27 protein-coding genes and 1 pseudogene are annotated in these 26,548 nt (G+C 68.5%); 24 read left to right on the forward strand and 4 right to left on the reverse strand.

What is annotated here, in order from left to right:
• Positions 1-1,941, forward strand: a complete 1,941-nt coding sequence (ftsH, locus tag OOK07_RS31165; RefSeq protein WP_266685079.1) for an ATP-dependent zinc metalloprotease FtsH — start codon at positions 1-3, stop codon at positions 1,939-1,941.
• Here ftsH and OOK07_RS31170 read toward each other — a convergent pair.
• On the reverse strand, positions 1,938-2,804 hold the full coding sequence (locus tag OOK07_RS31170; RefSeq protein ID WP_266799761.1) for a class I SAM-dependent methyltransferase: 867 nt from the start codon (positions 2,802-2,804) through the stop codon (positions 1,938-1,940). The genes ftsH and OOK07_RS31170 overlap by 4 nt on opposite strands.
• Positions 2,805-3,376: 572 nt before the next feature.
• Here OOK07_RS31170 and OOK07_RS31175 point away from each other — a divergent pair.
• From OOK07_RS31175 to OOK07_RS31255, 17 genes are all read left to right on the forward strand, one after another.
• Positions 3,377-3,979 carry a hypothetical protein gene (locus tag OOK07_RS31175; protein ID WP_266522148.1) on the forward strand — a complete coding sequence of 201 codons (603 nt, stop codon included), beginning with the start codon at positions 3,377-3,379 and terminating at the stop codon, positions 3,977-3,979.
• Between the two features lie 275 nt (positions 3,980-4,254).
• The gene (gene rpsP / locus OOK07_RS31180) at positions 4,255-4,683 is read left to right on the forward strand and encodes a 30S ribosomal protein S16 (RefSeq protein ID WP_266685081.1); all 429 of its coding nucleotides are present in this window, start codon (positions 4,255-4,257) and stop codon (positions 4,681-4,683) included.
• Between the two features lie 2 nt (positions 4,684-4,685).
• Entirely contained in the window at positions 4,686-4,925 is a 240-nt protein-coding gene (locus OOK07_RS31185) for an RNA-binding protein (RefSeq protein ID WP_005479813.1), read from the forward strand.
• Positions 4,926-5,020: 95 nt separating this feature from the next.
• Complete coding sequence (gene rimM, locus OOK07_RS31190; protein ID WP_266799763.1) at positions 5,021-5,587, forward strand: ribosome maturation factor RimM; 567 nt, start codon at positions 5,021-5,023, stop codon at positions 5,585-5,587.
• Entirely contained in the window at positions 5,587-6,420 is an 834-nt protein-coding gene (trmD, locus tag OOK07_RS31195; RefSeq protein ID WP_266799765.1) for a tRNA (guanosine(37)-N1)-methyltransferase TrmD, read from the forward strand. Before rimM ends, trmD begins: the two co-directional genes overlap by 1 nt.
• 134 nt (positions 6,421-6,554) lie before the next feature.
• Positions 6,555-6,905 carry a 50S ribosomal protein L19 gene (gene rplS, locus OOK07_RS31200; protein ID WP_266685085.1) on the forward strand — a complete coding sequence of 117 codons (351 nt, stop codon included), beginning with the start codon at positions 6,555-6,557 and terminating at the stop codon, positions 6,903-6,905.
• Between the two features lie 45 nt (positions 6,906-6,950).
• The gene (lepB, locus tag OOK07_RS31205; protein WP_266685086.1) at positions 6,951-7,679 is read left to right on the forward strand and encodes a signal peptidase I; all 729 of its coding nucleotides are present in this window, start codon (positions 6,951-6,953) and stop codon (positions 7,677-7,679) included.
• On the forward strand, positions 7,672-8,799 hold the full coding sequence (gene lepB, locus OOK07_RS31210) for a signal peptidase I (RefSeq protein ID WP_266685087.1): 1,128 nt from the start codon (positions 7,672-7,674) through the stop codon (positions 8,797-8,799). The genes lepB (OOK07_RS31205) and lepB (OOK07_RS31210) overlap by 8 nt, the downstream gene beginning before the upstream one ends.
• The gene (lepB, locus tag OOK07_RS31215; RefSeq protein WP_266802090.1) at positions 8,687-9,670 is read left to right on the forward strand and encodes a signal peptidase I; all 984 of its coding nucleotides are present in this window, start codon (positions 8,687-8,689) and stop codon (positions 9,668-9,670) included. Before lepB (OOK07_RS31210) ends, lepB (OOK07_RS31215) begins: the two co-directional genes overlap by 113 nt.
• A 126-nt stretch (positions 9,671-9,796) precedes the next feature.
• Entirely contained in the window at positions 9,797-10,573 is a 777-nt protein-coding gene (gene lepB, locus OOK07_RS31220) for a signal peptidase I (RefSeq protein ID WP_266799768.1), read from the forward strand.
• Entirely contained in the window at positions 10,563-11,096 is a 534-nt protein-coding gene (locus OOK07_RS31225) for an NUDIX hydrolase (RefSeq protein ID WP_266685089.1), read from the forward strand. Before lepB (OOK07_RS31220) ends, OOK07_RS31225 begins: the two co-directional genes overlap by 11 nt.
• A 56-nt stretch (positions 11,097-11,152) precedes the next feature.
• Positions 11,153-11,461, forward strand: a complete 309-nt coding sequence (locus tag OOK07_RS31230) for a DUF2469 domain-containing protein (RefSeq protein WP_003965949.1) — start codon at positions 11,153-11,155, stop codon at positions 11,459-11,461.
• 88 nt (positions 11,462-11,549) lie between these two features.
• The gene (locus OOK07_RS31235; protein ID WP_266685090.1) at positions 11,550-11,912 is read left to right on the forward strand and encodes a YraN family protein; all 363 of its coding nucleotides are present in this window, start codon (positions 11,550-11,552) and stop codon (positions 11,910-11,912) included.
• A 1-nt stretch (position 11,913) separates the two neighbouring features.
• Positions 11,914-13,539, forward strand: a complete 1,626-nt coding sequence (locus OOK07_RS31240; RefSeq protein WP_266799769.1) for a YifB family Mg chelatase-like AAA ATPase — start codon at positions 11,914-11,916, stop codon at positions 13,537-13,539.
• Positions 13,536-14,696 carry a DNA-processing protein DprA gene (dprA, locus tag OOK07_RS31245; RefSeq protein ID WP_266799771.1) on the forward strand — a complete coding sequence of 387 codons (1,161 nt, stop codon included), beginning with the start codon at positions 13,536-13,538 and terminating at the stop codon, positions 14,694-14,696. The genes OOK07_RS31240 and dprA overlap by 4 nt, the downstream gene beginning before the upstream one ends.
• Before the next feature lie 271 nt (positions 14,697-14,967).
• A complete protein-coding gene (gene whiG / locus OOK07_RS31250; RefSeq protein WP_266685093.1) occupies positions 14,968-15,810 on the forward strand; it encodes an RNA polymerase sigma factor WhiG in 843 nt (280 codons plus the stop codon).
• Between the two features lie 73 nt (positions 15,811-15,883).
• Entirely contained in the window at positions 15,884-16,441 is a 558-nt protein-coding gene (locus OOK07_RS31255; RefSeq protein WP_266802091.1) for a TetR/AcrR family transcriptional regulator, read from the forward strand.
• Here the strand turns inward: OOK07_RS31255 and OOK07_RS31260 are convergent.
• Positions 16,441-17,007 (reverse strand): annotated as a pseudogene (locus OOK07_RS31260) (M23 family metallopeptidase); the annotation flags it as partial. The gene OOK07_RS31255 and the pseudogene OOK07_RS31260 sit on opposite strands and share 1 nt — an antisense overlap.
• 270 nt (positions 17,008-17,277) lie before the next feature.
• Between OOK07_RS31260 and rpsB the strand changes: the two are divergent.
• The 6 genes from rpsB (at position 17,278) to OOK07_RS31290 (ending at position 22,623) form a co-directional block, all read left to right on the forward strand.
• Positions 17,278-18,264, forward strand: a complete 987-nt coding sequence (rpsB, locus tag OOK07_RS31265) for a 30S ribosomal protein S2 (RefSeq protein WP_266685096.1) — start codon at positions 17,278-17,280, stop codon at positions 18,262-18,264.
• A 182-nt stretch (positions 18,265-18,446) separates the two neighbouring features.
• The gene (gene tsf, locus OOK07_RS31270) at positions 18,447-19,283 is read left to right on the forward strand and encodes a translation elongation factor Ts (RefSeq protein WP_266685098.1); all 837 of its coding nucleotides are present in this window, start codon (positions 18,447-18,449) and stop codon (positions 19,281-19,283) included.
• Positions 19,284-19,471: 188 nt separating this feature from the next.
• The gene (pyrH, locus tag OOK07_RS31275; protein WP_266685099.1) at positions 19,472-20,230 is read left to right on the forward strand and encodes a UMP kinase; all 759 of its coding nucleotides are present in this window, start codon (positions 19,472-19,474) and stop codon (positions 20,228-20,230) included.
• Positions 20,231-20,376: 146 nt separating this feature from the next.
• The gene (gene frr / locus OOK07_RS31280; protein WP_266685100.1) at positions 20,377-20,934 is read left to right on the forward strand and encodes a ribosome recycling factor; all 558 of its coding nucleotides are present in this window, start codon (positions 20,377-20,379) and stop codon (positions 20,932-20,934) included.
• Positions 20,934-22,070, forward strand: a complete 1,137-nt coding sequence (locus OOK07_RS31285; protein ID WP_266685101.1) for a phosphatidate cytidylyltransferase — start codon at positions 20,934-20,936, stop codon at positions 22,068-22,070. The genes frr and OOK07_RS31285 overlap by 1 nt, the downstream gene beginning before the upstream one ends.
• Positions 22,071-22,170: 100 nt before the next feature.
• Complete coding sequence (locus tag OOK07_RS31290; protein ID WP_266685102.1) at positions 22,171-22,623, forward strand: SRPBCC family protein; 453 nt, start codon at positions 22,171-22,173, stop codon at positions 22,621-22,623.
• A 774-nt stretch (positions 22,624-23,397) separates the two neighbouring features.
• On the opposite strand, the gene OOK07_RS31295 is transcribed toward OOK07_RS31290, so the two are convergent.
• Positions 23,398-24,567: a site-specific integrase gene (locus OOK07_RS31295; RefSeq protein ID WP_524540327.1), complete on the reverse strand. Its 1,170-nt coding sequence runs from the start codon at positions 24,565-24,567 to the stop codon at positions 23,398-23,400.
• A 113-nt stretch (positions 24,568-24,680) separates the two neighbouring features.
• The gene (locus OOK07_RS31300) at positions 24,681-26,462 is read right to left on the reverse strand and encodes a toll/interleukin-1 receptor domain-containing protein (protein ID WP_266799777.1); all 1,782 of its coding nucleotides are present in this window, start codon (positions 26,460-26,462) and stop codon (positions 24,681-24,683) included.
• Between the last annotated feature and the right edge of the window lie 86 nt (positions 26,463-26,548).

Here is a 26,548-nt window from a genome sequence, read left to right on the forward strand (position 1 = left end):
ATGACCAACCCCGCCCCGCCACGCAAGTCGCCCGACCAGCCCTGGCGTACCGAGGGCACCCCCGAGGAGCCGCAGAAGCCGTCCCCGGGTGGTCGGAAGATGCGCGGCGGCTGGTGGAGCCTGGTCCTGACCGCGCTGGTCGTGTATCTGATCGCCAACCTGGTGCTGTCGTTCTTCAACGAGGGCGACGAACCGACGATCTCGTACACCGAGTTCAGCAAGCAGGTCGACGCCGGGAACGTCAGCAAGATCTACTCCAAGGGCGACGCGATCCAGGGCCAGCTCAAGAAGGAGCGGGAACGGCCCGGCGGAGGCGGTAAGTACACCAAGTTCAACACCCAGCGCCCGTCCTTCGCCGACGACCAGCTCTGGGAGGACCTGACCAAGCACGACGTCACCGTCACGGCCGAGCCCGTCGTCCAGCACCGTAGTTTTCTGGCCAATCTGCTGATCTCGCTGGCGCCGATGCTGCTGCTGGTCGTGCTGTGGATCTTCATCGCGCGGCGGATGAGCGCGGGAATGGGCGGCGCTGGCGGCATGCTCGGCCGCAAGGCGCCGCCCAAGCCGGTCGAGCTGGAGCCGGGCCAGCAGCGCACGACGTTCGAGGACGTGGCCGGCATCGACGAGGTCGAGGGCGAACTCAACGACGTCGTCGACTTCCTGAAGAACCCCGACGCCTACCGCAGGATGGGCGCCAAGATGCCGCGGGGCGTTCTGCTGGCAGGCCCACCCGGAACCGGCAAGACGCTGCTCGCGCGCGCCGTCGCCGGCGAGGCGGGCGTGCCCTTCTTCTCCGCGTCCGCCTCCGAGTTCATCGAGATGATCGTCGGCGTGGGTGCCTCACGCGTGCGTGAGCTGTTCGCGGAGGCCCGCAAGGTCGCCCCGTCGATCATCTTCATCGACGAGATCGACACCATCGGCCGGGCCCGCGCCGGCGGCTCCGGCATGGGCGGCCACGACGAGCGCGAGCAGACGCTGAACCAGATCCTGACCGAGATGGACGGCTTCTCGGGCTCGGAGGGCGTCATCGTCATCGCGGCCACCAACCGCGCCGACGTCCTGGACCCGGCCCTCACCCGCCCCGGCCGCTTCGACCGGGTGGTCATGGTCTCGCCCCCGGACCGCGGCGGCCGCGAGGCCATCCTGGCCATCCACACCCGCGAGATCCCGCTCGCCAAGGGCGTCGACCTCGGCCACGTGGCCCGTACGACCCCCGGCATGACCGGTGCGGAACTGGCCAACCTCGCCAACGAGGCAGCCCTGCTCGCGGTCAAGCGCAAGCAGGAGCGTGTGACGCAGGCCGACCTCTCCGAGGCCCTGGAGAAGGTCCAACTGGGCGCCGAACGGCCGCTGGTGATGCCCGAGGAGGAGCGCCGGCGCACCGCGTACCACGAGAGCGGACACGCCCTGCTCGGCATGCTCCAGCCGGGCGCCGACCCCGTCCGCAAGATCACCATCGTCCCGCGCGGCCGCGCCCTCGGCGTCACGCTCTCCACACCGGAGTCCGACAAGTACGCGTACACCGAGGAGTATCTGCGCGGCCGCATCATCGGCGCGCTCGGCGGCATGGCGGCGGAACAGGTCGTCTACGGCGTCGTCACGACCGGTGCGGAGAACGACCTGGAACAGGTCACCAACATCGCGCGCGGGATGGTCGCCCGGTGGGGGATGAGCGAGCGGGTCGGCAGACTGTCCGCGCTGCCCGGCGACGCCCAGCAGGCCTACGGCCTCTCGGCGGCCCCCCAGACCCTGGACGTGATCGAGCACGAGATGCGCCGCATCGTCGACGAGTGCTACGACGAGGCGTGCCGCAAACTGCGCGACCACCGCTCCCGGCTGGACGCGCTCGCCCGGGCGTTGCTGGAGAACGAGACCCTGGAGGAGGCGGACGCGTACCGGGTCGCGGGGGTCACGCGAGCGACGAGGGATCCGGGCGCCTAGGGCGTACGGGCGACCAGGTACCGGAACACGTTCGGCATCCACACCGTCCCGTCCGTGCGCAGATACGGATGCAGGGCCTCCGTCAGTTCCTTGTCCACCTGTGCCTGGTCCGTCGCGGAGATCGCCGCGTCGAACAGGCCCGTCGACAGCAGCCCTCGTACCGCACTGTCCATGCCGGCGTACCCGAAGGGACACGCGACCCGTCCGGATCCGTCGGGCTTCAGCCCCGCCCGCCGGGCCACCTCCTCCAGGTCGTCGCGGAGAGCGGGGCGCCAACTCGCCGTGCTGCGCAGCGGATCCGCCAGCCTGGTCGCCACCCGCAGCACGGACGAGGTGGCGCAGCGTTCCGGCGGACCCCAGCCGGCCAGCACCACGGGCGCCCCGCGCTCGACGAGCGGTGTCGCTGCCTGCAGCAGCCCGCCGAGCCCCTCCGAGTCGCCCGCCAGACACCCGATGGGCTCGAAAGCGGTCACCAGGCTGTACGCGGGCGTCTCTGCGCCGCCCGAGGCCCCGGCGTCCTCGGGCGAACCGTCCACGAGCCGGGCGTCCGCACGCACGCGCGTGCCCCACGCGTCCGGCAGCAGCCGCTCCCGCGCGAGGGCGAGCCGCTCGGGCGAGGAGCGGTCGACACCGGTGACCGCGGCCCCCCTGGACACCGCCATGAGGAGGGCCAGTCCGCTGCCGCAGCCGAGGCCCAGCAGCCGGGTGCCGGGGCCCACCTCGAGTCGCTCGTAGACGGCCTCGTAGAGCGGGACCAGCATCCGCTCCTGGATCTCCGACCAGTCACGCGCGCGTGTACACAGGTCCACGCGGGGTGCCTCGTCCGCGTGAGTCAGGTGCTGCCGCACGAGCGTAGGTGTCATCAAAGCGCCCCAATCCGCCGAGAGTTGCCGCTGTGTGCGTTTTCCGTGGCCCCGTGACGTGCGCTCGCACTCCCCCCGTATGTCAGGTAACTCCGCACTCGACCGCGCGTCCAGGGGTTGTCGGGCCCGGCTTGCGGGTTCGCGGCGGGAGTGGCGAGATTTCACGTCCCGGCAACCTGGGCCCGTACGATCACCTGGGTCGGACCGGCCCGACACGGGGCAGCCGTACCGCGTCTGGCCGTCGAGGACGGGCCGGTCGCCGGGGATGGCGAAGCTCCCGGTAACGTCTCGGCGGCCGTCGGCGCTGACTGAAGTGACGCCCTCCGCCGCGAGAGCGGCCGAAACGCCTCTTGCGCACCTGCGGATCACAACCGCACCGGGCTGTGGACATCGGCTACGTGCCGGGTCGTAGGACGGACTACGTACCACCTTGGTACGAGCTGTGAGGTTTCTCCGCAGATCAGCGCACCCGCCCTCGTCAGGACGCATCAGCGGCAACTGACTGGTACGTGCAAATTATTTGGGATGGCCCGGAATAGGAACACAGCGGCACCCCCGCTCGTTGTCATTACGTGAGCACGACACAGACACCACCTGTTCTCGCCGCAGAGCTGGCACAGGCGTGGGCCGACATTCAGCGGTACCACCCCGAGCTGCCCGATCTGGCCGCGCCCGAGTCCCTGATCGGAGAGTCGTCGTCCGCGTGCGGTCACGAACTCTCCTTCGAGCGACTGCTCCATGAGGCAGTCCACGGCATCGCCGCCGCACGCGGCGTGCGCGACACGTCCCGCGCCGGCCGCTACCACAACCGCAGATTCCTCGCGATCGCCGAGGAGCTGGGACTGGACCACCCCGAGGAACCGCACCCCAGCAGCGGCTTCTCGCTGGTCACGCTCAACCCCGAGGCCAAGCGCCGCTACCGCCCGACGATGGAGCGGCTCCAGCGCGCCCTCAAGGCCCACACGGCCGCCACCTCCGCCGACACCCCGAAGAGCTTCCGGGGCCCGGCCGCCCGCCACGGCTCGTCCGGGGGAGGGGTGCGAGTGAAGGCGGTGTGCGACTGCGGTCGTAACGTACGCGTCGTTCCGTCCGTCCTGGCCCAGGCGCCGATCGTGTGCGGGGGCTGCGGGAAGCCGTTCCGGATTCCGGAGGTCGTCGGGGCGGCGGCAGGCTGAGGCTGCGGCTGCTCGTGGCAGTCGCGGTCCGCATGTCGTAGCCGGCAGACGTCGGCCCGTGGGCACCTGGGGCGCCGGGTGCCCCACAGGCATGCCCCGCCGTAGCCGGGGCGGAGCCGGCCCGCAGGGTGTGGCACAATGGCTAGCTGTACTCGACAGCCGCACAGGAACCCTCTCGCCTCCGGCTGACGCGTCCATCGGGCACTCGGGTACCGCAACCCCACGCGGCAATCTCGCCGTGCCCAACCACGTCAAAACCAGGAGAACCCACTCCCGTGGCAGTCAAGATCAAGCTGAAGCGTCTGGGCAAGATCCGTTCGCCTCACTACCGCATCGTCGTCGCCGACTCCCGCACCCGCCGTGACGGCCGTGCGATCGAGGAGATCGGTCTGTACCACCCGGTGCAGAACCCCTCGCGCATCGAGGTCGACTCGGAGCGCGCGCAGTACTGGCTGGGTGTCGGCGCGCAGCCGACCGAGCCCGTTCTCGCCATCCTGAAGCTGACCGGCGACTGGCAGAAGTACAAGGGCGAGCCCGCCCCGGCTCCCCTGCTGCAGCCGGCCGAGAAGGCCGCGCGTCCGTCGTTCGAGGCCCTTGGTGGCGACGACGACGGCAAGGGTGAGGCGATCACCCAGAAGAAGAAGGCCGAGAAGAAGGACGAGGCTCCCGCTGAGTCGTCCTCGTCTGCGTCGACCGAGGCCTGAGCATGCTCGAGGAGGCTCTCGAGCACCTCGTGAAGGGCATCGTCGACAACCCTGACGATGTGCAGGTCGCCTCGCGCGATCTGCGCCGCGGGCGCGTTCTCGAGGTCCGGGTCCACCCCGACGACCTCGGCAAGGTGATCGGCCGCAACGGCCGCACCGCGCGCGCTCTGCGCACCGTCGTGGGCGCCATCGGCGGCCGCGGTGTCCGCGTCGACCTCGTCGACGTGGACCACGTGCGCTGACGCCAAACGCAGCACCGGCTCGGGCCGGGGAGGGCCACTGTGCCGTCCCCGGCCCGCAGTCATTACGAGTCGTTCACGACAGGAGATCTTCGGAAGTGCAGCTCGTAGTCGCGCGGATCGGCCGCGCCCACGGCATCAAGGGCGAGGTCACCGTCGAGGTCCGTACCGACGAGCCCGAACTGCGGCTCGCACCCGGTGCCGTACTGGCCACCGAGCCCGCCGCTGCGGGCCCCCTCACCATCGAGACGGGCCGCGTCCACAGCGGCCGCCTGCTCCTGCGCTTCGCGGGCGTCGCCGACCGCACCGCCGCCGAGGCACTGCGCAACATCCTCCTGATCGCCGAGGTGGACCCGGAGGTGCTCCCGGAGGACGAGGACGAGTACTACGACCACCAGCTGATGGACCTGGACGTGGTGCTGAAGGACGGCACGGAGATCGGCCGTATCACCGAGATCTCGCACCTGCCCTCCCAGGACCTGTTCATCGTCGAACGCCCGGACGGGAGCGAGGTGATGGTCCCCTTCGTCGAGGAGATCGTCACCGAGATCGACCTCGACGAACAGCGGGCGGTCATCGACCCGCCGCCCGGCCTGATCGACGACCAGGCCGACCACGACGAAGCCGCTGACGAATCCGGTGCGTCGTCCCGGGACGAGTCCTGATGCGCCTCGACGTCGTCACGATCTTCCCCGAGTACCTGGAGCCCCTGAACGTCTCCCTCGTCGGCAAGGCACGCACGCGTGGGCAGCTGGACGTCCATGTGCACGACCTGCGCGCGTGGACGTACGACCGCCACAACACCGTCGACGACACCCCGTACGGCGGTGGCCCCGGCATGGTCATGAAGACGGACCCCTGGGGCGGCGCCCTGGACTCCGCCCTCGCCGACGGCTACGAGAAGGGCTCCCACACGCCCGCGCTGATCGTCCCCACGCCCAGCGGCCGCCCCTTCACCCAGGAACTCGCCGTCGAACTCTCCGAGCACCCCTGGCTGATCTTCGTGCCGGCGCGCTACGAGGGCATCGACCGCCGGGTGATCGACGAGTACGCGACCCGGATGCCGGTCCACGAGGTGTCCATCGGCGACTACGTCCTCGCCGGCGGCGAGGCGGCCGTACTCGTGATCACGGAGGCGGTGGCCCGGCTGCTGCCCGGCGTCCTCGGCAACGCCGAGTCCCACCGCGACGACTCCTTCGCACCCGGCGCCATGGCCGGCCTCCTGGAAGGCCCCGTCTACACCAAGCCCCCCAGGTGGCGCGGCCGCGGCATTCCGGACGTGCTGCTCAGCGGCCACCACGGCAAGATCGCCCGCTGGCGCCGCGACGAGGCCCTGAGGCGTACGACGGCCAACCGGCCCGACCTCATCGAGCGCTGCGACCCGAAGAACTTCGACAAGAAGGACCGCGAGATGCTCTCGATCCTGGGCTGGGCTCCGGACCCGGAGGGCGAGCCGTACGGCCGATTTTGGCGCAGGACAGACGGCGTGGAACAATAGGCCGCTGTTGTGCGTCGTCCGGCGTGCGCCCCTGCCACAGGGGGACACGACGCCCGCCCCGGCACGGACAGCATCCTTCAGGAACACCTATCGCCCGTTGATGACCTGTGGCATCAGCGAAGAAAGCAGACGAAATGTCTCACCTGCTCGACACCGTCGATGCCGCGTCGCTGCGCAGCGACGTCCCGGCTTTCCGCCCGGGTGACACCGTCAACGTCCACGTCCGCGTCATCGAGGGCAACCGCTCCCGTGTGCAGCAGTTCAAGGGCGTTGTGGTCCGCCGCCAGGGCGCCGGTGTCCGCGAGACCTTCACGGTCCGCAAGGTCTCCTTCTCCGTAGGCGTCGAGCGCACCTTCCCGGTGCACACCCCGATCGTCGAGAAGATCGAGCTCGTCACCCGCGGTGACGTGCGTCGCGCCAAGCTGTACTACCTGCGCGAGCTGCGCGGTAAGGCCGCGAAGATCAAGGAGAAGCGCGACAGCTGAGCTCGCGCGGGCGTTCTTGGCGGGGCCGGATAGCATCTGGCCTCGATGGACACCGAAGCACAGCAGACGGAGCGCGACCGCTCCTCCCGCCCTTCCGATTCCGCGGACGTCTCCCAGGAGATCCCGGAGACAGAAGGGCCGGAGGGACGGTCGCGTTTCGCGTTGGTGGCGCGTATCACCGACTGGCTGCCGGGCGGGTGGATCTCACTGACCCTGCTGGTCTGCCTGGTGTTTTTGCTGATCCTCAACGCTTTCGTGGTGCAACCCTTCCAGATTCCCAGCGGATCCATGGAAAACGGATTGAGGGTCGGGGACCGCGTTCTCGTAAATAAGTTGGCGTACCGTTTCGGTGCCGAGCCGCGGCGCGGCGATGTCGTCGTGTTCGACGGAACGGGGTACTTCGGGAGCGGCGACTTCATCAAGCGCGTCGTGGGCGTGGGGGGAGACCACGTGGTCTGCTGCGGCAGGGAGGGGAGGATCGAGGTGAACGGCCGGTCGGTGGACGAGTCGACGTTCCTGTACCCCGGTGACAGCCCGTCCTCGGTGCCCTTCAAGGTCGTCGTGCCCAAGGGCACCCTGTTCCTCCTCGGTGACCACCGCAGCGACTCCAGCGACTCCCGCGACCACCTGGGCTCGCCCGGCGGCGGCATGATCCCGGTGTCCGAGGTCATCGGACGTGCCGACTGGATCGTCTGGCCGTCCGCCCACTGGATCCGCCTGCACCGTCCCGGCGCCTACGCGCGCGTGCCCGCGGCGGACGGTGCTCATGGGTAACCGTGGCAGACCACGCGGTGCGACACCGGAAGGCCCCTTCGGCACCGAGAACCTGCTGCCCACCGGCTCCCGCCGCCCCGTTGGCGGCGCGACCGGTGGCGGCGCGAGTGGCGGACGCACCCGCGCCGAGCGCCGCAAGCTCCAGCGCAAGGTCAAGCGAAAGCGCAGGCGCAGCGCGGTCAAGGAGATACCTCTCCTGGTCGGTGTCGCGGTCCTCATAGCCCTGGTCCTGAAGACGTTCCTCGTCCAGGCGTTCGTGATCCCGTCCGGCTCCATGGAGCAGACGATCCGGATCGGCGACCGTGTCCTGGTCGACAAACTCACCCCGTGGTTCGGCTCCGAGCCCCAGCGCGGGGACGTCGTCGTCTTCAAGGACCCCGGCGGCTGGCTCGCGGGCGAGCAGACCACGAAGAAGAACGACCCCGTCGTCGTCAAGCAGGTCAAGGAGGGACTCACCTTCATCGGCCTGCTGCCGTCCGACAACGAGAAGGACCTGATCAAGCGGGTCATCGGAGTCGGCGGCGACCACGTGAAGTGCTGTGACGCCCAAGGGCGTATGACGGTCAACGGCGTACCGCTGACCGAGGGTGACTACCTGTATCCCGGGAACGCCCCCTCCATACAGCCGTTCGACATCACCGTCCCCCAGGGGCGCCTGTGGGTGATGGGCGACCACCGTGCCAACTCCGCGGACTCGCGGGCCCACCAGAACACCGACTACGGCGGCACGGTCTCCCTGGACTCCGTGGTGGGACGGGCGAAGGTCATCGCCTGGCCCTTCGGCCACTGGACTTCCTTGAAGGAACCTAAAACTTTCTCCTCCGTTTCCAACTCCGTGTCGGGGACGACCGCGTCCCCCCAGCTGTCGCATAGGGTTGCCCAGGACGAATTCAACGGAACGATCCAGCTCCCGAGCCCTGCGGAACTCCCGCTCGTTATGGGAGTGGTGGGCCTGCACCGCGTAAGGGGCAGGCAGCGGCGCAGAGTAAGGAGTTGGCGTGGGGGATGTGGCGGTTGGCGCACGGTCCGGACACGAAGGCGAGGAGCACCGTGGACAACCCGTCCAAGGGGTCTCCGCGTCCGTCCCGGCCGCGGACAGCGCCGTGACCCCCGGGAGTGACTCCGGGGCGACCGAGGACGGCACGGTGCCGGACGAGCGGGACCAGGCCGGGGAAAAGGGCTCGGGCGGAACACCCCCCAAGCCCAGCAAACAGCGCTCCTTCTGGAAGGAGCTGCCCATTCTGATCGGTATCGCGCTCGTGCTGGCGCTGCTGATCAAGACGTTTCTGGTGCAGGCGTTCTCGATTCCGTCGGACTCGATGCAGAACACCCTTCAGCAGGGCGACCGGGTCCTCGTCGACAAGCTCACCCCCTGGTTCGGCTCGAAGCCGGAGCGCGGCGAGGTCGTCGTCTTCCACGACCCGGACAACTGGCTGGCGGGCGAGCCCACGGCCACTCCGAACGCACTGCAGAAGGTCCTCAGCTGGATCGGCCTGATGCCGTCCGCCGAGGAGAAGGACCTCATCAAGCGCGTCATCGGCGTCGGCGGCGACACCGTCTCCTGCAAGGGCTCCGGCCCGCTGACGGTCAACGGCAAGGCACTCAACGACACGTCGTTCGTGTACGCCGGCAACACGCCGTGCAGCGTCGACGACCAGGGCGGCCAGTTCTCGGTGAAGGTCCCCAAGGGCTACATCTGGGTCATGGGCGACCACCGCCAGAACTCGCGCGACTCGCGCTACAACCAGAGCGACAAGCACAACGGCATGGTCCCGGTGGACAAGGTCGTCGGACGCGCCATCGTCATCGCCTGGCCGGTCACCCGCTGGAACACCCTCCCGGTCCCGGACACCTTCGACCAGCCCGGCCTGAACAACCAGTCCTCGGCGTCCGCCGCCCTGACGGCCGCACCGAACGCGCTCGCCCTGACCGGTGTGGTCCCGGTGGCCCTGTGGCGCCGTAGGAAGACTGCCGTCGAGCAGACTCGCTGAGTCGCCTCTCGGGCCGCGCCTCTCCGGGCGTACCTGACGGTCTCGTGAAACCCTCGTGGAGCTTGTGACCTTGGTCGCAGCGGAGGGGCTGACCGGCTCAGGTGCCCCCGGGTAGGGTGCGGACCCATGGGTGGCGAGAGCATGACGCGTACGGCCCCGCGCAGCGGTGGCACAAGCACGGGCCCGGTGGGCAGCCGGACCGGACAGCGACTGTCCGGACTGGCGGTCGCACTGGGCTGTGTGCTGTTCCTCGGTGGATTCGCCTGGGGAGCGGTGGCCTACCGGCCGTACACCGTGCCGACCAGCTCGATGACACCGACGATCGACGCCGGCGACCGGGTCCTGGCACAGCGCGTCGACGGCAGCGAGATACGCCGGGGCGACGTCGTCGTCTTCAACGACAAGTCCTGGGTGACCGGCGCGGCCGTGGTCAAGCGCGTGGTCGCGGTCGGCGGCGACACGGTCTCCTGCTGCACCAAAGGCAAGCTGACCGTCAACGGCAAGCAGATCGACGAGGCCTATCTCAAGGGCAACGTCGTCGAGGACAAGAAGATCCCGAGCGTGAAGGTCCCCAAGGGCCGCCTGTTCCTGCTCGGCGACGAGCGCGAAGGCTCCCTGGACTCCTCCGCCCACCTCAGTGACGCCGTCCAGGGCACCGTGGCGCGCTCCGCGGTGACCGCCCGGGTGGACGCCGTCGTCTGGCCCATGAACGGCATGCTGGAACGCCCCACCGGCTTCGAGACCCTCGGTGCGCTGTCCCGGCCGGGCCCGCTGCGCATCATCGTCGCCCTGATCGTGGCCGGAGCGGTCCTTGTCCTCGGTGGCGGAGCGTACGGTCCGGTCGCCAAGCGGATGGACAAGCGCCGCACTCGGGCTGGGACGGAGCCCGTGGGTGCCCGCTGAGGCGGCGGGCGCTGACGAGGACACGTATCGGGGCGGTCTGCGCAAGGTCGCCCGGGTCGTCCTGCTGGACCCCGAGGACCGCATCCTTCTCCTGCACGGCCACGAGCCGGGCGATCCGGCCGACGACTGGTGGTTCACACCGGGAGGCGGCCTGGAGGGTGACGAGACCCGTGAAGAGGCCGCCCGCAGGGAACTCGCCGAGGAGACCGGCATCACCGAGATCGAACTCGGTCCGGTGCTGTGGCGGCGGATGTGCTCCTTCCCGTTCGCGGGGCGCCGCTGGGATCAGGACGAGTGGTACTACCTGGCCCGGACGGTGGACACGCCCGAGGTGGTGCCCGAGGCCATGGCCCTTACGGAGCTGGAGCGGCGCAGCGTCGCCGGAGCGCGCTGGTGGACGTGTCAGGACCTGACCCGGGCACATGAGACGGTGTATCCGACCAGACTCGCCGAGCTGCTGAGCAGGCTGCTTGACGAAGGTCCCCCGGCCGGGCCCGTGACGCTTGACCCCGAAATCGTCTAGGGGCTCACGGGACTGGCGCACAATGGTGGGATCGCACGGCTGAAGGGGAAGCTGCCATGAGCGCCGAGGACCTCGAGAAGTACGAGACCGAGATGGAGCTGAAGCTCTACCGGGAGTACCGCGATGTCGTCGGTCTGTTCAAATATGTGATCGAGACCGAGCGGCGCTTCTACCTGACCAACGACTACGAGATGCAGGTGCACTCGGTCCAGGGCGAGGTGTTCTTCGAGGTGTCCATGGCGGACGCCTGGGTCTGGGACATGTACAGGCCGGCTCGGTTCGTGAAGCAGGTGCGGGTGCTCACGTTCAAGGACGTGAACATCGAGGAGCTGAACAAGAGCGACCTGGAGCTGCCCGGCGGGTGACGGGGTTATCCACAACCGCTGAGTTGTCCACCAAGATCCACTTCTTGGGGGCGGGTGCGTGACGGTTGGCGCCGGAGGTGGTGCCGACATGAACGCACGCAGTGCACTCGGAAGGTACGGCGAAGATCTGGCCGCGCGGCGGCTGGCCGAAGCCGGGATGACCGTCCTTGAGCGGAATTGGCGGTGTGGCAGGGCCGGCGAGATCGACATCGTCGCCCTCGACGGCGAAGTCCTGGTCGTCTGCGAGGTCAAGACCCGCAGGGACGGCCGCTTCGAGCATCCGATGGCAGCGATCGGTCCGGAGAAGGTGCAACGGCTGCGTGATCTCGCGGAGCGCTGGATCCAGACACACGGGGGAGCTCCACCGGGAGGCGTCCGCATCGACCTGATCGGCGTCGTCCTCCCGGACAAGGGCGCACCGGTGGTCGAGCACGCGCGGGGGGTGGCCTGAGATGGGCTTCGCGCGTACGTGCTCGGTGGCATTGGTCGGCGTCGAGGGTGTGGTCGTCGAGGTCCAGGCCGATCTGGAGCCCGGAGTTGCGGCGTTCACGCTGGTGGGGCTGCCGGACAAAAGCCTGAGCGAGAGCCGGGACCGGGTACGGGCGGCGGTCGTCAACTCCGGTGGCGAATGGCCGCAGAAGAAACTCACGGTCGGGCTCAGCCCGGCGTCGGTGCCGAAGGCCGGCAGTGGGTTTGATCTTGCCGTCGCCTGCGCCGTGCTCGGCGCCGCCGAGCGGATCGATCCGCGGGTGCTCGCCGACATCGTGATGATCGGGGAACTGGGCCTGGACGGTCGGGTCCGGCCCGTCCGGGGCATCCTGCCGGCGGTGCTGGCCGCGGCGGACGCGGGTTACGAGCAGGTGGTGGTGCCCGAGTGCGCGGCCGCGGAGGCCTCCCTGGTGCCCGGCGTGTCCGTACTGGGTGTGCGCAGCCTGCGGCAGCTGATCGCGATCCTGGCGGACGAGCCGGTGCCCGACGAGGAACCGGACGAGCGGGGCCGCCCGGATCCGCTCCTCGCCGGTCTGCGAGTGCCCGGCACCGGCGCTGCCACAGGGATGCACGGCCTGGGCGCCGCGCAGTACGACCACGGCCATGACCTCGCCGACGTGGTGGGGCAGACCTCGGCGAGGACCGCGGTGGAGGTCGCCGCGGCGGGTGGCCATCACCTCTTCCTTGAGGGCCCGCCGGGCGCCGGAAAGACGATGCTCGCGGAGCGACTGCCGGCCATCCTGCCCCGGCTCGGCCGGGCGGAGTCGCTCGAGGTCACCGCGGTCCACTCGGTGGCCGGCCTGCTGCCCCCGGGCAAACCCATGATCAACATCGCTCCGTACTGCGCTCCGCACCACTCGGCGACCATGCAGGCCCTCGTGGGCGGCGGACCCGGCATCGCCCGCCCCGGCGCGGTCTCGCTCTCCCATCGCGGTGTTCTCTTTCTCGACGAGACACCCGAGTTCAGCAGCCGGGCCCTCGACGCGCTGCGGCAGCCCCTGGAGGCCGGGCACGTCGTGATCGCACGCAGCGCGGGCGTCGTGCGGTTCCCGGCGAAGTTCCTGATGGTGCTCGCCGCCAACCCCTGCCCGTGCGGCCGTTTCTCGCAGAGGGACGAATTCTGCGAGTGTCCGCCCTCGGCGATCCGCCGCTACCAGGCGCGGTTGTCCGGCCCCCTGCTCGACCGCGTCGACCTGCGGGTCGAGGTCGATCGGGTCACCCGTGCAGAGCTGACCCGGCGCGATGGCCACGGCGAGTCCACCGTCACGGTCGCCGACCGGGTGCGCGCGGCCAGGGAACGGGCGGAGGCCCGGCTCGAAGGCACCCCATGGCTGACCAACAGCGAAGTCCCCGGCCAGGAGCTGCGCGGTCGCTGGCACGCCGCGAGCGGAGCGATGGACGAGGCGGAACGCAGCCTGGAGCGAGGCATGCTGACCGCCCGCGGTCTCGACCGCGTGCTGCGCGTCGCCTGGACCGTCGCGGACCTCACCGGCCACGACAGGCCCGACGCGACGGACGTCGCCCTGGCGCTGCAACTGCGCACCGGCGTACCGCGCGGCGTGCCCATGGCCATCGGGGCGCGGCCGTGAGCACCGGCAGCGATCAGGAAGGTGAGCTGCTCGCCCGTGTCTTCCTCAGCCGAGTCCTGGAACCGGGTGACGAGGTCGCCGGGCGGTGGCTGCGGGAGCTCGGGGCGATGGAAGTGGCGGGCAGGCTGCGCGACGGTGGGCCGCAGCTCGTCGGAATCACCGACAAGCGGTGGGCCGGGCTGTTGGACCGGGCCCGGGAGGCGGAGCCGGAGCGGGACCTGGCCGCCGCCCGGGAAGCCGGGATGCGGTTCGTGGTGCCGGGGGCCGGGGACTGGCCGGGACAGCTCGATGACCTCGGGGACGCGCGGCCCGTCGGGCTGTGGGTGCGGGGGCGGCCCAGCCTGCGGATGTGGGCCCTCAGATCCGTCGCCGTCGTGGGCGCACGGGCGTGCACCGGGTACGGGGCGCACATGGCGGCCACCCTCGGCGCGGGCCTCGCCGAGCACGGCTGGGTGGTCGTGTCCGGAGGTGCCTACGGGGTCGACGGCGCCGCACACCGGGGCGCTCTGGGCGCCGGCGGCGCCACGGTGGCCGTCCTCGCCTGCGGGGTGGACCGTTGCTACCCGCGCGGACACACCGAGTTGATCACCAGGATCGCGGAACAGGGACTCGTCATCGGGGAGTTGCCGCCCGGCGGTCATCCGACGCCGAGCAGATTCATCGTCCGCAACCGGGTGATCGCCGCCCTGACCAGGGGCACCGTCGTGGTGGAGGCCGCCCACCGCAGCGGCTCGCTGGCCACGGCACGGGCCGCCCAGCGGCTCGGGCGTCACACGATGGGAGTGCCCGGCCCCGCCACCAGCGCCCTGTCCGCGGGAGTCCACGAACTCCTGCGGAGTGACGCCGTGCTGGTCTCCGACGCCGCGGAAGTCGTCGAACTCGTCGGCGATATGGGGGAGCTGGCGCCCGAGCGGTGCGGGCCGGTGCTGCCCCGCGATCTCCTGGACCCGGGCGCGCGGCGGGTGCTGGCCGCGCTGCCCGGCCGAGGCGCGGCGCCACCTCGCGAGATCGCACGAGGTGCGCAGACCACGCAGGACGACGCGATCGCGAAACTGTACGAACTCCGATCACTCGGTTACGTCGAACGACACGGCGACGGCTGGAAGTTGACACGCCAGGCGATGATCTCCGTCCGCGAGGGTCGGAGCCGATGCTGACCGAGCGTGTTCGGCCGTCCGGGGGAAGCCTGACACCTGTGCAAATACGCCCAGTTGGCGTCCCTCGGCCGTCACGCACAGCGACCGTCGTGACTCGGTGGAGTGCCCTGCGGAGCGCGTCCGCGCACAGATTCCGCGTCGGCGTTCGCGCACCGCAACACTCCAGTCACGCTACGCTCACGTGGATTCCGACGCAGACCGGCATCTCGACATCAGACCGACAGCTCACCCACGTACCCCCACTTCACTGCAGAACGGCACAAGGCGACGAATGCCCCAGCACACCTCCGGGTCCGACCGGGCGGCGATCCCCCCAGCCGCCCGTGACGGTGGCAGCGTGCGACCGCCCGCTCCCTCGACGCTCGACGAGCTGTGGCGGTCGTACAAGCACACGGGGGACGAGCGGCTGCGGGAGCAGCTGATCCTGCACTACTCGCCGCTGGTCAAGTACGTGGCGGGACGGGTGAGCGTCGGCCTGCCGCCCAACGTCGAGCAGGCCGACTTCGTCTCGTCCGGGGTGTTCGGGCTGATCGACGCGATCGAGAAGTTCGACATCGACAGGGAGATCAAGTTCGAGACGTACGCGATCACCCGGATCCGGGGCGCGATGATCGACGAGCTCAGGGCGCTGGACTGGATTCCGCGGTCGGTGCGGCAGAAGGCACGCAACGTCGAGCGGGCGTACGCGACGCTGGAGGCTCGACTCAGACGGACGCCGTCGGAGGGGGAGGTCGCCTCCGAGATGGGCATCGCCGTGGAAGAACTCCACGCGGTGTTCAGCCAGTTGTCGCTGGCGAACGTGGTGGCCCTGGAGGAGCTGCTGCATGTGGGGGGTGAGGGCGGGGACGGGCTCAGCGTGATGGACACGCTGGAGGACACCGCCGCCGACAACCCGGTCGAGGTGGCCGAGGACCGGGAGCTCAGACGGTTTCTCGCGCGGGCGATCAACACCCTGCCCGAGCGGGAGAAGACCGTGGTCACCCTCTACTACTACGAGGGGCTGACGCTCGCCGAGATCGGGAACGTGCTCGGTGTGACGGAGAGCCGGGTCAGCCAGATCCACACCAAGTCGGTGCTGCAACTGCGCGCGAAGCTGGCGAGCTTCGGACGCTGAGCGGCTCGGTCACTCCCGTCGGGGGTGGCGCGTCCGTAGAGTGGTTGACGTGCCAAGGATTCGAGCGGCCTCCGTGGCCGAGCACCGGTCGATGCAGCGAGCCGCCCTGCTGGACGCGGCGCGGTCGCTGCTGTCCGAAGGCGGGACGGAGGCGCTGACCTTCCCGGCCCTCGCCGAGCGGACGGGCCTTGCGCGGTCCTCCGTGTACGAGTACTTCCGGTCCCGGGCCGCCGTGGTCGAGGAACTGTGCGCGGTCGACTTTCCCCTGTGGGCCGCCGAGGTCGCGGCGGCGATGGAGCGGGAGGAGTCGGCCGAGGCCACGGTCGAGGCGTACGTGCGGCAGCAGCTGGCACTGGTCGGGGACCGGCGGCACCGGGCCGTGGTCGCCATTTCGGCGAGTGAACTCGATGCGGGCGCCCGGGAGAGGATCCGGGCCGCGCACGGCGGGCTCGTCGCGATGATCGGCGAGGCGCTGGGGGAACTGGGCCACGCGGAGCCCCGACTGGCGGCGATGCTGCTTCAGGGAATCGTCGACGCGGCTGTCCGGCGGATCGAACTCGGGGCGGCGGAGGACCCGGCGGAGATCACGGATGCGGCTGTGGCCATGGCGCTGCGGGGGGTTCGAGGCTGAGGCAGGGGGACTCCCAGTACGGGCAGCAGCCGGGACGGCCCCCTGTGCAGCAGCCAGGGTGGCAGCAGCGACAGCGGGTCCAGGTAGGTGTCGCCCCTCAGCAGACCCCAGTGCACGCACGCGACCGTGCAGTGCGATCCGGTCGCCTCGACCGTGCCCACCGGCTCGCCGGCCTCCACCTCGTCACCCTTCCTCACCGACGGCCTCACCGGTTCGTACGTCGTGCGCAGATCGGTGCCCGTCAACTCCACGGAGACCACGCCCCGTCCTGCCACCCGGCCCGCGAAGGACACCCGGCCGGCCGCCACCGCCCGCACCGGTGTTCCCGCCGGCGCCGCCAGGTCGACGCCCCGGTGGCCGCGGCCGTAGACAGTCGCCGGGGGCTCCCAGCCCCGTAGCACCGCGGGGTGCGTGCCCACCGGCCAGGCGCGGGCGACGGCCGGGGTGCCCGGGCCCGGGGCAGGCGGTGTGGGCGGGGCGTCAGCCCAGGCCCAAGGGGTCAGGACCGCCGAGGTCAGCGCCAGCAGGGCCGCTCCCGTCAGGCGCAGGTATCGATTCGCTCGCATGCCGTCACCGTCCCGCACCCCGCCCGGACATGGCCGGGATCTGTGGACTACTCCCCGGTTGTGGACAGCGACGTCACCCGGCACCTCGCCGGTCCCGTACACTTCTTCTGGCGATCCGGGTGACCGGGTCGACTTCGCACGCCCCGACATCTGGCGATCAAAAGCCGGTGTCAGCGCTACTCGGTCCTTCGTGGCACGGCGCATGTGGGCGTCAGGCGCGGGAGCCGTCCGGCCCCCGCGGCACAACCGAGAACACCAAGGAGAACGGCCATGGCCGTCGTCACGATGCGGGAGCTGCTGGAAAGCGGCGTCCACTTCGGTCACCAGACCCGTCGCTGGAACCCGAAGATGAAGCGCTTCATCTTCACCGAGCGCAACGGCATCTACATCATCGACCTGCTCCAGTCGCTGTCGTACATCGACCGCGCCTACGAGTTCGTCAAGGAGACCGTCGCCCACGGCGGCACGGTCATGTTCGTCGGCACGAAGAAGCAGGCGCAGGAGGCCATCGCCGAGCAGGCCACCCGCGTCGGCATGCCCTTCGTCAACCAGCGCTGGCTGGGCGGCATGCTCACCAACTTCTCCACCGTCTACAAGCGTCTGCAGCGCCTCAAGGAGCTTGAGCAGATCGACTTCGAGGACGTCGCCGCGTCGGGTCTGACCAAGAAGGAGCTTCTCGTGCTCTCGCGCGAGAAGGCCAAGCTGGAGAAGACCCTCGGTGGTATCCGCGAGATGTCCAAGGTTCCCAGCGCCGTCTGGATCGTGGACACCAAGAAGGAGCACATCGCGGTCGGTGAGGCCCGGAAGCTCAACATTCCGGTCGTCGCCATCCTCGACACCAACTGCGACCCCGACGAGGTCGACTACAAGATCCCGGGCAACGACGACGCGATCCGCTCCGTCACCCTGCTCACCCGCGTGATCGCCGACGCGGTCGCCGAGGGCCTCATCTCCCGCTCTCGCGTCGCCACCGGCGACAAGGGCGAGAAGGCCGCGGGCGAGCCGCTCGCCGAGTGGGAGCGCGACCTGCTCGAGGGCGAGAAGAAGGCGGACTCCGAAGAGGCTGCCGAGAAGCCGGCCGAGGCCGCTGCCGAGGCTCCGGCCGCCGAGGCTCCTGCGGCTGAGGCTCCGGCCGACGAGACCCCCGCGGCTGAGGCTCCGGCCGACGAGACCCCCGCGGCTGAGGCTCCGGCCGACGAGACCCCCGCGGCTCCGGCCGCCGAGGCCGCTCCGGCCGCGGACGCCGAGCAGGCCTGATCCGTCAGCGTCAGAGTTGACAGCGGGAGCGGTACTGCATCCACCAGCGCCTCAGGCGCGGTGAAGTCCGCTCCCGCCGTCAACCCTTAGGTCGGCGGAGTGTCAGCGGCCTCCGACTACATGGGGGCCGTAGACCCCGTAGATCTTCGATCTTCCAGACTTCGAGAAAGATTCACAGACTCATGGCGAACTACACCGCCGCCGACGTCAAGAAGCTTCGTGAGCTCACCGGCGCCGGCATGATGGACTGCAAGAAGGCGCTGGACGAGGCCGAGGGCAACGTCGAGAAGGCCGTCGAGGCGCTCCGTATCAAGGGCCAGAAGGGCGTCGCCAAGCGCGAGGGCCGCTCCGCCGAGAACGGCGCAGTGGTCTCGATCATCGCCGACGACAACTCCTCCGGCGTCCTGGTCGAGCTGAAGTGCGAGACGGACTTCGTCGCCAAGGGTGACAAGTTCCAGGCTGTCGCGAACGCGATCGCCGAGCACATCACCAAGACCTCCCCGGCCGACCTCGATGCCCTGCTCGCCTCCGAGATCGAGGCCGGCAAGACCGTCCAGGCGTTCGTGGACGAGGCCAACGCCAACCTCGGCGAGAAGATCGTCCTCGACCGCTTCGCGCAGTACACCGACGGTTTCGTGACCGCGTACATGCACCGCACGATGCCCGACCTGCCCCCGCAGATCGGTGTCCTCGTCGAGCTGGACAAGCCGAACGCGGAGATCGCCAAGGGCGTCGCCCAGCACATCGCCGCCTTCGCGCCGAAGTACCTCTCCAAGGAGGACGTGCCGGCCGAGGTCGTCGAGTCCGAGCGTCGCGTCGCCGAGGAGACCACCCGCGCCGAGGGCAAGCCCGAGGCCGCGCTGCCGAAGATCGTCGAGGGTCGCCTCAACGGCTTCTTCAAGGACGCCACGCTGCTCGGTCAGCCGTTCGCGCTCGACAACAAGAAGTCGGTCCAGAAGGTCCTGGACGAGGCCGGTGTCACCCTGAAGCGCTTCACGCGTATCAAGGTCGGCATCTGAGTCCGTGCCGCGAGCGGCGCGTCGGCCCGATAGGGTCGAGCGCAGTCGTCCGGTACACCGTCACGCACGCGCGTGACGGACGACGGCAGATCTGACAAGGAGGCCATTGCCGAGAATGGGTTGCGAACGACACCCCACCGGCAATGGCCTTCTTCGTATGTGCACCACGTGAAAGAGGCGGGATCTCCATGACCACCAAGGCTCAGAAGAGCGACGACGGCAAAGTACACGGCCGGTTTCTGCTGAAGCTGTCCGGTGAGGCCTTCTCCGGCGGCGGGGGCCTGGGCGTGGACCCCGACGTGGTGCACAAGATCGCCCGTGAGATCGCCGCCGTCGTCCGGGACGGCGCCGAGATCGCGGTCGTCATCGGCGGCGGCAACTTCTTCCGCGGCGCGGAGCTGCAGCAGCGTGGCATGGACCGGGCCCGCTCGGACTACATGGGCATGCTCGGCACGGTCATGAACTGCCTCGCCCTCCAGGACTTCCTGGAGAAGGAGGGCATCGACAGCCGGGTGCAGACCGCCATCACCATGGGCCAGGTCGCCGAGCCGTACATCCCGCTGCGGGCCGTGCGCCACCTGGAGAAGGGTCGGGTCGTCATCTTCGGTGCCGGTATGGGCATGCCGTACTTCTCCACCGACACCACCGCCGCCCAGCGCGCCCTGGAGATCGACGCCGAGGCGCTGCTGATGGGCAAGAACGGAGTGGACGGGGTCTACGACTCCGACCCGAAGCGCAACCCGGACGCCGTCAAGTTCGACTCCCTCGGCTACGGCGAGGTCATCACCCAGGACCTCAAGGTCGCGGACATGACCGCCATCACCCTGTGCCGCGACAACAAGCTCCCGATCCTGGTCTTCGAGCTCATCGCCGAGGGCAACATCGCCCGCGCCGTCAAGGGTGAGAAGATCGGCACGCTCGTGGGTGACCAGGACAACCGGGACTGACCAGCAACACCCATGGACCCTGACCGGGGGATGGACAATGTCCTGCCGGTCGGGAACCGTGCAGGAAGAAGACGCGACGCAGCCGGCCGCCGCCCCCCACCAAGGAACCGCAGCCGGGCCTTACTCAAGACACGCAGGAGCAAGTGGTGATCGAAGAGACCCTCCTCGAGGCCGAGGAGAAGATGGAGAAGGCCGTCGTGGTCGCCAAGGAGGACTTCGCCGCGATCCGCACCGGTCGTGCGCACCCGGCGATGTTCAACAAGATCGTGGCCGACTACTACGGCGCGCCGACGCCGATCAACCAGCTGGCTTCGTTCTCCGTGCCGGAGCCGCGCATGGCGGTAGTGACCCCGTTCGACAAGACGGCCCTGCGCAACATCGAGCAGGCCATCCGTGACTCCGACCTGGGCGTCAACCCGAGCAACGACGGCAACATCATCCGCGTGGTGTTCCCCGAGCTCACCGAGGAGCGCCGCCGCGACTACATCAAGGTCGCCAAGGCCAAGGCCGAGGACTCCCGGGTCTCCATCCGCTCCGTGCGCCGCAAGGCCAAGGACGCCATCGACAAGCTGATCAAGGACGGCGAGGTCGGCGAGGACGAGGGCCGCCGTGCGGAGAAGGAACTCGACGACTCCACCCACAAGTACGTGGCCCAGGTGGACGAGCTCCTGAAGCACAAGGAAGCGGAGCTGCTCGAGGTCTGATGAACGAATCTTCCTGGGGAGCGCCGCCCCACACCGGGTCACAGGCCGGGTACTGGGGGCCGACCGACCAGGGACCTGTCCAGGGGGCTGCCCCGGCGGGTCCCGCGTACGATGCGCCCAAGGCGCAGCAGACTCGCCCCATGCCCATCGTGCCCGAGGTACCCGCGTACGGCGGTGACCAGGATGACGACCGGGGGGCCGCTCGGCTGAGCGGCCCCTTGTTCCGCGACGAACCGCCGCAGTCGCCGCCCTACCCAGCGGCGCAGCAGAATCCGGAGCCCATGCCCGACGCCCCGCAGCCGGCGCCCCCGCCGCAGAAGAAGAGCGCGGGGCGCGACCTGGGTGCTGCCATAGGCGTCGGCGTCGGGCTCGGCGTGGTGATCATCGCGTCGCTGTTCGTCGTCAAGGCCGTCTTCGTCGGCGTGGTCGTCGTCGCTGTCGTGGTGGGCCTGTGGGAGTTGACCAGCCGGCTGCAGGAGCGCAAGGGCATCAAGGCGCCCCTGGTCCCGCTGGCACTCGGTGGCGCCGCGATGGTCGTCGCCGGGTACGTCCGGGGCGCCGAGGGCGCGTGGGTCGCCATGGCGCTCACGGCACTCGCCGTCCTCGTATGGCGTATGACGGAGCCGCCCGAGGGCTACCTCAAGGACGTCACCGCGGGCGTCTTCGCCGCGTTCTACGTGCCGTTCCTGGCGACGTTCGTGGCGCTGATGCTGGCGGCCCACGACGGCCCCTGGCGCGTCATGACCTTCCTGCTGCTGACCGTGGTCAGCGACACCGGCGCGTACGCCGTCGGCTGGCGCTTCGGCAAGCACAAGCTCGCCCCGCGCATCAGCCCCGGCAAGACCCGCGAGGGCCTGCTCGGTGCGGTGTCCTTCGCGATGGTGGCGGGCGCGCTGTGCATGCAGTTCCTCATCGACGACGGCTCCTGGTGGCAGGGCCTGGTCCTCGGCTTCGCGGTCGCGGCCAGCGCCACGCTCGGCGACCTCGGCGAGTCGATGATCAAGCGGGACCTGGGCATCAAGGACATGGGCACGCTGCTCCCCGGTCATGGCGGGATCATGGACCGGCTGGACTCGCTGCTGCCCACGGCGCCTGTCGTGTGGCTGCTGATGGTGCTGTTCGTCGGCTCCGGCTGACGGTTTCGGAATCCCCACCCGGTAGATGGCGTCAGTCTCAGCCGAGTGGGACGATTCCGGTGTAAGCCCTCAAAGGGGATCTCCCTGAAGGGAGGGCGTCATGTCCGCCTTCCATGAAGAGATCGACGTCGACCGCGCTCCCGAAGACGTCTGGGCGTACGTCATCGATCCGTCGCATCTGCCCGAGTGGCAGCTGAGCGCGGTCTCCGCGGAACAGCTCGACGACGGGCCTCTCCACCCCGGTTCCCGGGTCCGCGTCACCCGCCGGGTCGGGCGCCGTGAGATGCCGATGACCATGGAGTTCACCGAGTACGACCCTCCGCACAGCTGGGGTCTGCGCGGAATCGACGGCCCTGTCAGGGGGCACTTCCACGGGGCGGTGGAGCCGCTCGACGACGGTCGGCGATCCCGCGTGACGATGGACCTCGACTTCGACGGCCACGGCATCGGCAAGGTCCTTCTGCCACTCCTCGTCCGCCCCCAGGTCCGCAAGGAGCTGCCGCGCAACGAGCAGTTGCTGAAGGACAGGCTGGAGCACACGGCGTCCATGTAGGGCTTCCGGATTCAGGCGCGGATGAGCGGCGCTGACGTCGTCCGGAGTCGCAGACCTCGTCCGGAGGCGCTGACGTCATTCAGCTCGTACGCCGTCCTGTCGGCCTTGCCGTCGCCCGCATCGCCGTTCTTGTCCTTGATCCTGCCGAGGTTCTTCTCGATGGTGTCGATGAACTCGTCGGTCCGCGAGGAGTCGCTGCTCGCCGCGTCAAGACCGGCCTCGTGGATCGCCTGAGGCTGTTGCCGATGTCGTCGTAATTCAGCGTGTGGTCCAGCGAGTTGTCGATGTCAGTGGTCGCAGTGGTGACGATGCGGGCGGTGAGTGCAACGGCTGCCATCGCGGTGGCGATGGTGGTGATACGTCGTTGGAGCCGGCGCCGGCGCCGGCGCCGGCGTGGGCGGTGGCGGCGGGTAGCGGAAGGTGCCGGATCCGAAGGAGTCGTCGGCCCGGCACTGGATCTCATCGATGTCGGTGCCGGTCGAGGCCGGTTGGTCCTGCCGCCCTCTCGCCGGCGTTGGCCACGTAACCCCAGGTCAGGCAGGACCGCTGGGCCGCCGCTGGGCCGTTTGCGATGGCGGAGGGAGGATCAGCAGGGGGCGTCGACGCCCGCCCTCGCAGCCGCGGGCCGCAGGGCACACGAATGGATCTGCGACACTGGTCGAGCTATGCCTAAGCCCGGAGAACTGATGTGCTCCGGGCACGAAGAAGCCCCCTACCAGCGATGTTGTCGCCAGTAGGGGCCAGTCTTGTGCCTGTTGGGCCGTCTCTGGGCCGTCAGGGCTCCTGGGCCGTGCCGAAGACGTCGTCCAGGGCACGGCGGGCCCGCTCGCTGCTGCTGGGCATCAGGTGGGCGTACACCAGCAGCGTCATCGCCGGATCGGCGTGGCCGAGGTACTCGCTCACGGCCTTGATGCTCTCGCCCGCATCCAGGAGGACCGAGGCGTAGAAGTGGCGAAGGGCGTGCATCCCGTGCTGCCGGGCGGAGGCGTACGGCTTCCCGGGTTCGGGGGTCGGAATGAGGCCTGCGGACGCGAGCGCGGGCTTCCACTCCTGGATGTTGAAGTTGCTTCGCCAGACGATCCCGTCGGCTCTGTTGGTGAAGATCAGGCGCCCCTCGGTAAGCGGGCCGTCCGGCCTCATCCAAGGCGGCTTGATTGCCACGGGCGGGTGCCTCTTGACGTGCCGCTGGAGGGCGGAGGCGACCGAGGACGGCAGCGGTACGTTCCGCTCCTTGTTGCCCTTGGGCGGTGCGAAGACGGCGACGCCACGGATCAGCTTGACCTGAGTGGTGACACGAAGCGTGTCGCCGTCGAGCATCAGGGTGTCCTCAGCTAGGCCGATGATCTCGCCCTGTCGAAGGCCGCAGCCGCTACCTACGTCGACCATGGCTCGGTATTGCTCGGGCAGTGCATCGCGGACCGCGCGCACCTGGGACGGGAGCCAGGGCACCACCCGGGCGCTGGAGGCGGCGGGCGGCCGGACCGACGCAGCCGAGCACGGGTTTCGAGCTAGGTGGCCGTCATCCCCGGCGGCCGACAGCACCGCGCGGACGTTCGCGTAGATGTTGCGGGCGTACGTGCCGCCTATCGCGTCGTTCTCCAAGTCGCGAACGAACTCGCGGATGTGCACCGGGCGGAAGGACCCGAGCGGACGCGCTCCGATCCGTGGGAAGGCATGCAGCCGAAGCCGGGTTTCCGCTCCGATGCGGGTGTTCAGGTCGGTCGTCTGCCCGGCGATCCAGCGTTCCGCGTACTGCTGGAAGGTCGTCCGGGCAGCCCTGGGATCGACGTACTGACCACGGGACATGTCGGCAGCAGTCTCGGACAACCACTCTTCCGCCCGGCGCTTCTGACGGTCGGGGAAGGTCCACGGCTTTAGGCAGCCACTTTGGGGCGAGCCTCTAAGATCATGGCCCCAACGTCGTGCTTTAACGGGCAGGTCCACAGACTGCCCGACTCGCCGGAAGCTTACGGGGCCATGATCACTCGCCCCAAAGCAGCTCCTGCCCAAAGCCGCTCCGCCGACCTTTTTGGTGAACTAATAGAGGCCAGACGCTTCTAGTTGATTTTCGGCAGCGAACTCCAGCTGTCGACAATCCGAAATGCGTCTTGCAGCTTGTTGATCCCTACTCGAGCAGGCTTGAGTGATGCTCGGAGGGGGGAACTCATGACCTCGAACACGGTCAACATGGAAAGCACACCCGACATTTGGGCGAGAAGCGACTGAAGGTCTGGCGGGTCTTCTTGCATACTTTCGGTTAGCTGTTTCGCCATCTCGCGCGCTTCAGGAGAGTCCGTCCGAGCTAGTTGCTCGATCATGAATCTCATAAGAGCGTCTGCTTCGGCTGTGGTGGTGGCAAGCGCTGTCCCAGCATCCCTCAACCGGATCGAGGGTGCTTTGGCTTTGCTTGCCATTCGAAGAGAAACAGCTTGCATCTGTTGAGGCGTCTTCTGATTGGAGAAAGACTCCATGTCTTCAGAGATCGCCTCTACCCATTCTTCGACAGCGCTATTAGCTTCCGCGATCTCTTCTTCAACCCGCTCTGAAAGAGTGCTCAAATCTGACATGCCTTGAAGCAAGTCAGCATCCTCCCCCTCTGCGGCGGCATCTGATGGGAGGAGTGGTTGTCCAGAAGACCTTCTGGCTTCTTGTTCGGCCTCTACTCTAGCGATGATGCTGATCAAGTCATCGGTTAGCGCACTGAGGGCTGTTCGCCATTCAGGCGTCCCTGGACCTGCAAGGAAAGCTGATTCGAGGTCCTTATACTGCAACTTCTCAATAATTTGCACTTCTGGGATTTCGTGATCCGCCTTGATTGATCGGGCACCGGCGATGACAACCGGTAGAATCAGTTCCTTCACCCCAAGGCGTTCGGCGCTACTCTTGAAGGCATTCAATTCATCGCGACAGGCGGCGCGGTTGAAGTATTGCATCGTGATGATTGGCATGAAAACCATGGAGTTGTCGAGCCCATGGTCGATTTCTGCTCTCCAGTTCTCCCCCCATCCGATGCTCTGTCGATCAAAGAAGTAGTTGAGGGTGTTACCCGTTTTAGCGGAATAGAAATTGCTGACATCTTTAGCGAAAATAGCGACGGCTTCATCGAACAATTCGTTGTCTTTGTGTGCGTAGCTAATAAATAGGCGGTTTTCCTGTTCCATGCCCGGAAGTGCATTCATGATTTCCTCCGTGTGTGCGATGGGGTCTGTGTCCTGTGGCAGGATGTAGCGCTTCAGCTCTGATGTGCCAAAGACGGCAACCGTCTTTTCTGTCTTCGCGGCGTGAACAAGTTCTTTGGTGATTTCTTCCATGTAGCGTGCCCGGTGGCTGCTTGGAAGGTATCGGCTCAGTGCATCTGCGGCTAGCAGAACGGTTTGAGCGGGAACCGCTGTCGGGTTCTGTAGAACCCTATGAAGGGTTGACCGACTCGGACCACCTTCTTTTTGAAGGTCGCGCAATGGGGGGGATCCGGCCTTTTTGTAAAGATTATTCAGGGCAGCCCGAAGGTCGGTTTCTGCTGGGTTCGTGGCGGTGGCCTTAGTCCTTCCTTCGAGTAGCTGCAAATTTTCCTCCTTGGCATCCCTCCATAGGCGATCCAGTAGCAGGCGTTTCGAAACTCCATCTTCAGCGAGAACGGAAATCAACGCTGCAGCTAGTTCGTCGCTTAGGAAGACTTGGCCACTGAGCCCACGCGCGACAGCTGCAGGGCTGTAGGGCGTCAGGCCTGACAGCTGGGTGAGTGTGTATCCAGCTTCGACCCGTGCCTCGCGCAGGGCCTCGACGAACCGGCGATGCGCCGACGGCATCGCGTCTGGCAGGGCCTTCTCGCGTCGCCCCATGGGCTCTCACCTCCCGTGTTGGCGTTTTTTCTCATTCTCTCATAGCGTCTGGGACGAGCTCGGGGGTCGACGAGCTGGCCCTCCGG

The organism is Streptomyces sp. NBC_00078 (assembly GCF_026343335.1).
Taxonomy (GTDB): domain Bacteria; phylum Actinomycetota; class Actinomycetes; order Streptomycetales; family Streptomycetaceae; genus Streptomyces.